Annotated in this window: 6 protein-coding genes; all 6 read right to left on the bottom strand. The window is 34.6% G+C overall.

Annotated elements, in window-relative coordinates; genetic code table 11:
• Positions 1–120: 120 nt before the first annotated feature.
• The gene (locus IV36_RS02675; protein ID WP_056990664.1) at positions 121–942 is read right to left on the bottom strand and encodes a transporter substrate-binding domain-containing protein; all 822 of its coding nucleotides are present in this window, start codon (positions 940–942) and stop codon (positions 121–123) included.
• A gap of 167 nt (positions 943–1,109) precedes the next feature.
• Positions 1,110–2,129 (bottom strand): ornithine cyclodeaminase family protein, encoded by a 1,020-nt coding sequence (locus IV36_RS02670; protein ID WP_056990663.1) that lies wholly within the window; start codon positions 2,127–2,129, stop codon positions 1,110–1,112.
• 829 nt (positions 2,130–2,958) lie between these two features.
• The gene (locus IV36_RS12500) at positions 2,959–3,087 is read right to left on the bottom strand and encodes a hypothetical protein (RefSeq protein WP_268872857.1); all 129 of its coding nucleotides are present in this window, start codon (positions 3,085–3,087) and stop codon (positions 2,959–2,961) included.
• Positions 3,088–3,185: 98 nt separating this feature from the next.
• On the bottom strand, positions 3,186–3,665 hold the full coding sequence (gene rlmH / locus IV36_RS02665) for a 23S rRNA (pseudouridine(1915)-N(3))-methyltransferase RlmH (RefSeq protein WP_056990662.1): 480 nt from the start codon (positions 3,663–3,665) through the stop codon (positions 3,186–3,188).
• 442 nt (positions 3,666–4,107) lie between these two features.
• A complete protein-coding gene (locus IV36_RS02660; RefSeq protein WP_056990661.1) occupies positions 4,108–5,427 on the bottom strand; it encodes a S1C family serine protease in 1,320 nt (439 codons plus the stop codon).
• A 145-nt stretch (positions 5,428–5,572) separates the two neighbouring features.
• Positions 5,573–6,391: an MBL fold metallo-hydrolase gene (locus IV36_RS02655; protein ID WP_056990660.1), complete on the bottom strand. Its 819-nt coding sequence runs from the start codon at positions 6,389–6,391 to the stop codon at positions 5,573–5,575.
• Positions 6,392–6,425 lie beyond the last annotated feature (34 nt).

The following is a 6,425-nucleotide window of genomic DNA, read 5'->3' as shown; positions in this document are numbered from 1 at the left end:
GTTTAATTTTACAGGGGAAAGGTATTCCCATTTACACAAACTTCTTGACACTCCCAAAAAGCAAAATATAAATCAGCAACACATCATATAGTTTAGACCTACTCATATCTTTCTTGCATATTATTTATTATTCTTAGCCTGTAAATCCTGTGCTTTTTTAAACATTTGAGTCAATTCTCCACTCTTTTGTAACTTAGCAATTTCTTTGTTCACTCTCTTCAACAATGCTTTATCAGATTTTCTGATAGCAATATTGAAATAACGAGCCTGCTTAGGAGTTGATAATTTAACTTTTGCAATTGCATACTTTTCTGGATATTGCTTAACATAATTATCGGCAACTTCTCTTTCAACAACAACTCCGCTTAATTTCCCTTGCGACAATTCAGTAGTTAGACCTGTTAAAACTCCTTCAGTAACAATATTGCTTCCCTTTAACTGTGATTTAGCAATCGCTGCTTGGGTAGAAGACTGTTGGACTCCGATGGATTTTCCTTTCACATCTGCTACTTTATTAAAGCTGTCAGCATCCTTCTTTTGAACCAGAAGAACATTTCCAACGGTATAATAAGGATTTGAAAAAGCAACAACCTTTTTACGTTGGTTAGTTGCAGCCATTCCTGCTAGAACCATGTCCACTTTATTATTTTTCAATTCTGAAATCAAAGATGGAAACTCTATGTTTTCAATTTTTAACTTGACTCCCAAATTATCAGCAATCTTCTGTGCAACCATCATATCGTAGCCAACAATTTTTTTGTTACCATTTTGCATAACTGGAAACTCAAAGGGTGCATAGTCTGCCGAAGTACCAACGACTAATGTCTTTTTGTCCTGAATACTTTTAACACTGTTATCTGTATTTTTATTGCCACAGCCTGCAAGAATAAGCCCCAGTGTCATTACTGCCCCAACTATTCCTAAAATTTTTCTCGTTTTCATTTTTCTAATCGCTCCTTTGAGGTTGGAGCCATCTTTGCAGATCAACTTTTGTACTGAAGTTATTTCAATTCTAAGTTTCTTCAACAATTATGACCCTGTTACTTGTTAACATTTCTGAAATCTAAAAATTGCAGATTCGCTAACCTCTTAACTAATCTCTCTGCCTTTTAAAGATCCAAGAATTCCAATTCTTTACCCACATTTTTCTTGAGTGCTTTTTTATAAATATAATCAGCTGTCATGACATCTTGAATACCCATTCCAATAGAAGAAGCAACGATGATATCATCATCAGACTCCCTAAAACTCTTTTTCCCAGCAATAACATCTCCAATTTCTCCCGAAATAGATTCAGCTGTAACCAGTTCAACTTCTTCACCATAAGCATCATGGCGGTGATTAAGAGAAATATTACTTCTCTCCACAAAACAGTCAATGAAATCAACAACGAAAGCATCAAATGTCTTTTTGACGTAACTAGGCTTTAAGTCCTCTTCTAGGACCAACACGGTTGTCCCTTTATCAAACTTGATTTTTGGTAACAGCAGCACGCTAGAATTTGCCGCGTTAACTACAATATCAGAATTGGTACAAGCACTTTGTAAATCCTCAAGTTCTACAAAATCAACATGAGGATATATTTTAGATGCCTCATCAATAAAGTGTTTTCTTGCAGCAGGATTGATGTCAACAGCTCTTACTTCTTTAATTTGGGGGAGAACTTTTAAAATCATTATGACACTAGACAATCCTTGTGCACCCGTCCCGATAACCGTCACGACTTCGGATGCTTCTTTAGCCAAATATTTTGAAAAGATGGCCATTGTTGCCCCTGTTCTCGCCGAGGTTACGTAAGTACCATCCATAATCGCAAGCGGGCATCCAGAATCTGGATCATTCAAAACTATTGTTCCTATTGTTGCTGGTAAATCATGCTTCTTAATGTTGTTTTTGTAGACACTAATTACCTTTACACCAGCAATATCTTGTGTAGCCGAAAATGCAGGCATGCAATTAGTATAACCATCATGGTAAGGATAAAGAGGTGTGTGTAATTTAACTGGATTGATTACTTTTTTGTCTGAAAAATCTGCAAATGCTTGTTCCGATAATTTAATAGCTTCTTCCGCTGTTATTAATGTTTTAGCTTCTTTTTCATTTATAAATAGAATTGAACCCTTTTTCATAGCTTACTAAACTCCTTTAATATCAAGTTACCTTATTTGACAAAAACTAATTCACTATTTCTTTTAGTTGCCTGCTCTACTTCAAAAATAAAGTGACACTTCAAGTCCCAGTTAAGTTAGCTTATCTGAAAGTTTCCTTCTTTCATTGTTGTTGCGGGTGTTTCGTATATGAACCATATGGATTTTCACTTAACCATAATTTAATCACAGACATTAAATTGTATCTCAAGAACAGTTGCCTCAATTTACCAGCAGTATGCAACTAACAATCATCATCTGTTCACGCAAATCTAACATCCAGTCACCTCATTATTTTTATTTGATATACAATCTTAAAAACAAAAGAGAGTAAAACACCTCTATATAATAAAAAACAAATTAAATCTTAATAAAATGTTAATCCATTTTGGAATGTCATGTCAACGAATATAACATTGTATATATACAAAAAATAATTGTTTTCAAAAGTTTATGAGACCCTTGGGCCCCTACAATAATGCATAAAAATAAAATGGTATTGTTTACATATTAATAGATATTCTTTATTAACTCAGTAATATTCATTGTTATTTTTTGATATTTATTTTCTCAAGCTGTTTTGACGCATCTAATTGGTTAAAGCAGCCTCTTATATGAGATATTTTATGACATGAGTTTTTAATTTATATAATTTTATTCTTGATCTTCACCCAATAACTGTTCATGTTACTGCAATTACTATCGTTTCAACACAATGTATTAGAGAACATGTTTATACAGAATAAATAGAGGGACCAGGTTCAAAAGTTAACTTTTGAACCTAGTCCCTCTATTGTTATGATATCTTTCATTAAAAGTACTCTCTGAATGTTACAGCTGTTTCTTCTTGAGCGTCTGTATATTTTTCTTTAACCATATACGGCTGCATAATACTTGCTTTAAAGATTTGATGACAATTTAATATGCTCTTCACTGACACAAAACTAACTCTTATCAGTTTAGTAATTATAGTGGTCTACCGAACTAATGCCATGCTAGTATTTCCCAACCAATTTCTAATCTTTTTACAAACGTGGATCACTTATGATAAGGGCTCCCAATATTAATCATAAATGCACGATAAATCTGTTCCGTCAAAACCAATCTCATCAACTGATGAGGCAATGTAAACCGGCCAAAAGAAATTTCTGCATTTGCTCTACTCATAACATCTTTACTTACTCCTAGAGAACCACCTATCACAAAAGTAATATCACTCTTCCCATAAGTAGTTAACTTGCTTAATTCTGTTGAAAACTCCTCTGAACTTCTCTCCTTGCCTTCGATGGCTAAAACAAACACGTATTCCTTGTCCTTAATCTTATCTAATATTCGACTACCTTCAATTATCTTTACTTGTTCCATTTCTGCTGCACTTAATTTTTCTGGTGCTTTCTCATCATTGACTTCAACAATTTCAAATTTACAGAATTTGCTTAAGCGTTTAGCATATTCTGCAATTCCCTGTTTCAAATACTTCTCTTTCAACTTACCAACAACAACAACTTTTATGTTCATAACTCTCCACCTTTTCACACTTTATCCACATAGTTATCCACTTATCCACAGTTACACAATCAATATACTGGGCCGAACATATTTTCGTCACAATATTTATTTAAATTGAATTTGTCAACCATTAGTGTATTATCCACAAGAAAATTTTATTTACACACTGTTAACTATATTCTATAAACACCATTAAATCAACGTTTGTAGAGGACATATGATGAACTATAAAAAGATATCAACAGCTTAATACACAGCTTGTGGATAACTATAAAGAGGCTAAAAATCCTTATTTTACACTATTTTTTTTAGTTTTTAACAACCTATCCCAAAGTTTCACACAATCTTATTCACATTACACAATTAATACTTATTTTTTACACAAAAAAAGTATTTACACCTTGCATTTCAAGGATAAATACTTTTTTGAGTAAACTATGAATTATATTTATTAATTTCCAGAGTTTGAAGATGTTGTTGTATTTGAATCATTTGCCTCAAGCGTTAATTTAATATTAGCAGTCTTTAATGTACCGTTGTGATAATACTGAATTTGCACGGTATCACCTATTTTATGAGAGTAAAGTGCAGTCCGTAAGCTAGATAATCCCTTAACTTTCTTACCACCAAGTGATGTAATAACGTCATATTTTTGGATACCCGCAGCCTTTGCTGGTGAACTGCTGGAAACCTTGATCACGACTACACCGCTAGTTACACTACTTGGTAACTTAAGCGTTGACTTCTGGTCACTGTCGGAAACATAACTCAGATTAATCAATGATATTCCAAGAGCCGGTCGTTTAATCTTACCATCTTTAACAAGCAGATTAATTATTTTTACAACTTCATTACTTGGAATTGCAAATCCCATTCCTTCTACAGTAGTTGAAGAACTCGAAGAACTTGTGCTAGTACCTGTACTCGTCAACTTCATTGAGTTTATTCCCACAACTTGACCAGCTAGGTTGACTAATGGTCCTCCTGAATTACCAGGATTAATAGCTGCATCCGTCTGAATTACAGTTGTCTGCCCAGTGCTCGTTCCATCACTATCAGTAGTCTCAATAGTTCTCTTCTTAGCAGAAATAATTCCTTGGGTAAGAGATGTCGCATATGTTGATCCTAGTGGTGAACCAATCGCAAGTGCTGTTTGTCCAACACTAATATTATTTGAATTACCAAATGTTGCCACCTGAGTAACATCTGCCGCATTTATCTTTAAAACTGCCAAATCAGTAACTGAATCATGTCCAACTACCGTAGCTGATAACTTTTTCCCACTATTAAGGAGAACTTTAACTTTATTAGCACCAGATATAACATGATTATTAGTCACAATAAATGCAGTGTTACCTGTTTTCTTGTAAATTACGCCAGAGCCTTCGCTCTCTGAGGTAGTTTCACCTGATGAGCTATCACCAAACAAATCGTCCAGTGAATTGGAAGAACTACTCGTTGTATATGCCTCTACAGAGACAACCGCATTTTTTATCTTATTGAAAGCTTTCGTAGATTGTGTACTTACATTTACCTTAATGTTACTGACCTTTGCAGTTCCCTTTGAATTTTCAGCAGTTACTGCCGTATTTTCGTAAGCCTGATATGCAGCATACCCACCAAATGCTATTCCGCCGCCTAAAAGGCCACCAATTAGTGCAACTAAAAAAATTTTCCCAATGCGAGGCTGCTTAGGCGGTTGCTTTTTCTGAGAAGATTCATCCTTGATTACTTTTTCATCAATCGTTTCTCTCTCTTCATTTTTATCCATACAAGCAATGTGCTGTCTTACGAAAAACAGCACCCTCCTCCCTTCTTCATATAGAATACTAGTATCTTATTTACATTCTATCGATAAATTTTGAAAAAATCATGAAATAAATACTATATTTGTTTAAAGCAGCCTATTTTTGGAATCATATTTCTACTAATTCCGTTGCCTTTTCCGGATCCGTGTCATAAATTCCAAAATCTTCATTAACACCCAAATCCTGTTGTTTCATCGCGGTTTCCACAGTCAAATGTGCCAATTCCTTTACATTATTGTCCTTACTTAAATGCCCTAGGTATATTTGCTTAGTTCGATTACCAAGCACATCTATCAACGCCGATGCACCATCATCATTTGATAAATGCCCACGATCACTCAAAATTCGTTGTTTCAAAGACCATGGATAGGCTCCCATTCGCAGCATCTCTGTATCATGATTGCATTCAATCAAATAACCATCGGCATTTTTGATAATTCCCTCAGTACGTTCAGAAACATACCCTGTATCAGTTAGAATTACAAACGAATGTCCATTATGATGAAATTGATAGAATTGAGGTTCTGCAGCATCATGAGACACACCAAAACTCTCAACATCAAGGTCAACGAAGGACTTTGTTTCTCCCATCCCGAATAAATGTTTTTGTTCATTTGGTATATTGCCTATTTTGTGGGCCATTGCATCCCATGTGCCCTTGTTAGCATATACATCCAAATTATATTTTCTTGCTAAAACACCAACACCCTTACAATGATCAGTATGCTCATGTGTAACAAGTAAACTGTCAACATCGGCAATATTTCTTCCAATTGAGGTCATCAAATTCGCAATCTTTTTACCGCTTAACCCCGCATCAACCAAAATTTTTCGCTTTGGAGTTTCGATATAAGTGACATTGCCACTACTTCCGCTAGCCAAAACACTTATCTTCATATCATCTTTTTCTTGGCTCACTAAATCCATACTCCTATCCCTCTATCTTCTACACACTTTTCAT

Origin of the sequence: Liquorilactobacillus mali, assembly GCF_001437155.1 — a bacterium.
GTDB classification, from domain to species: domain Bacteria; phylum Bacillota; class Bacilli; order Lactobacillales; family Lactobacillaceae; genus Liquorilactobacillus; species Liquorilactobacillus mali_A.
Note: the sequence above shows the minus strand (reverse complement) of the source record. Positions and strands in the feature narration are given on the sequence as shown.

Excerpts from the sequence above, each read along its gene's own strand:
- IV36_RS02675 (WP_056990664.1), bottom strand. The coding sequence starts at position 942 with ATGAAAACGAGAAAAATTTTAGGAATAGTTGGGGCAGTAATGACACTG.
- IV36_RS02670 (WP_056990663.1), bottom strand. The coding sequence starts at position 2,129 with ATGAAAAAGGGTTCAATTCTATTTATAAATGAAAAAGAAGCTAAAACA.
- rlmH (WP_056990662.1), bottom strand. The coding sequence starts at position 3,665 with ATGAACATAAAAGTTGTTGTTGTTGGTAAGTTGAAAGAGAAGTATTTG.
- IV36_RS02660 (WP_056990661.1), bottom strand. The coding sequence starts at position 5,427 with ATGGATAAAAATGAAGAGAGAGAAACGATTGATGAAAAAGTAATCAAG.
- IV36_RS02655 (WP_056990660.1), bottom strand. The coding sequence starts at position 6,391 with ATGGATTTAGTGAGCCAAGAAAAAGATGATATGAAGATAAGTGTTTTG.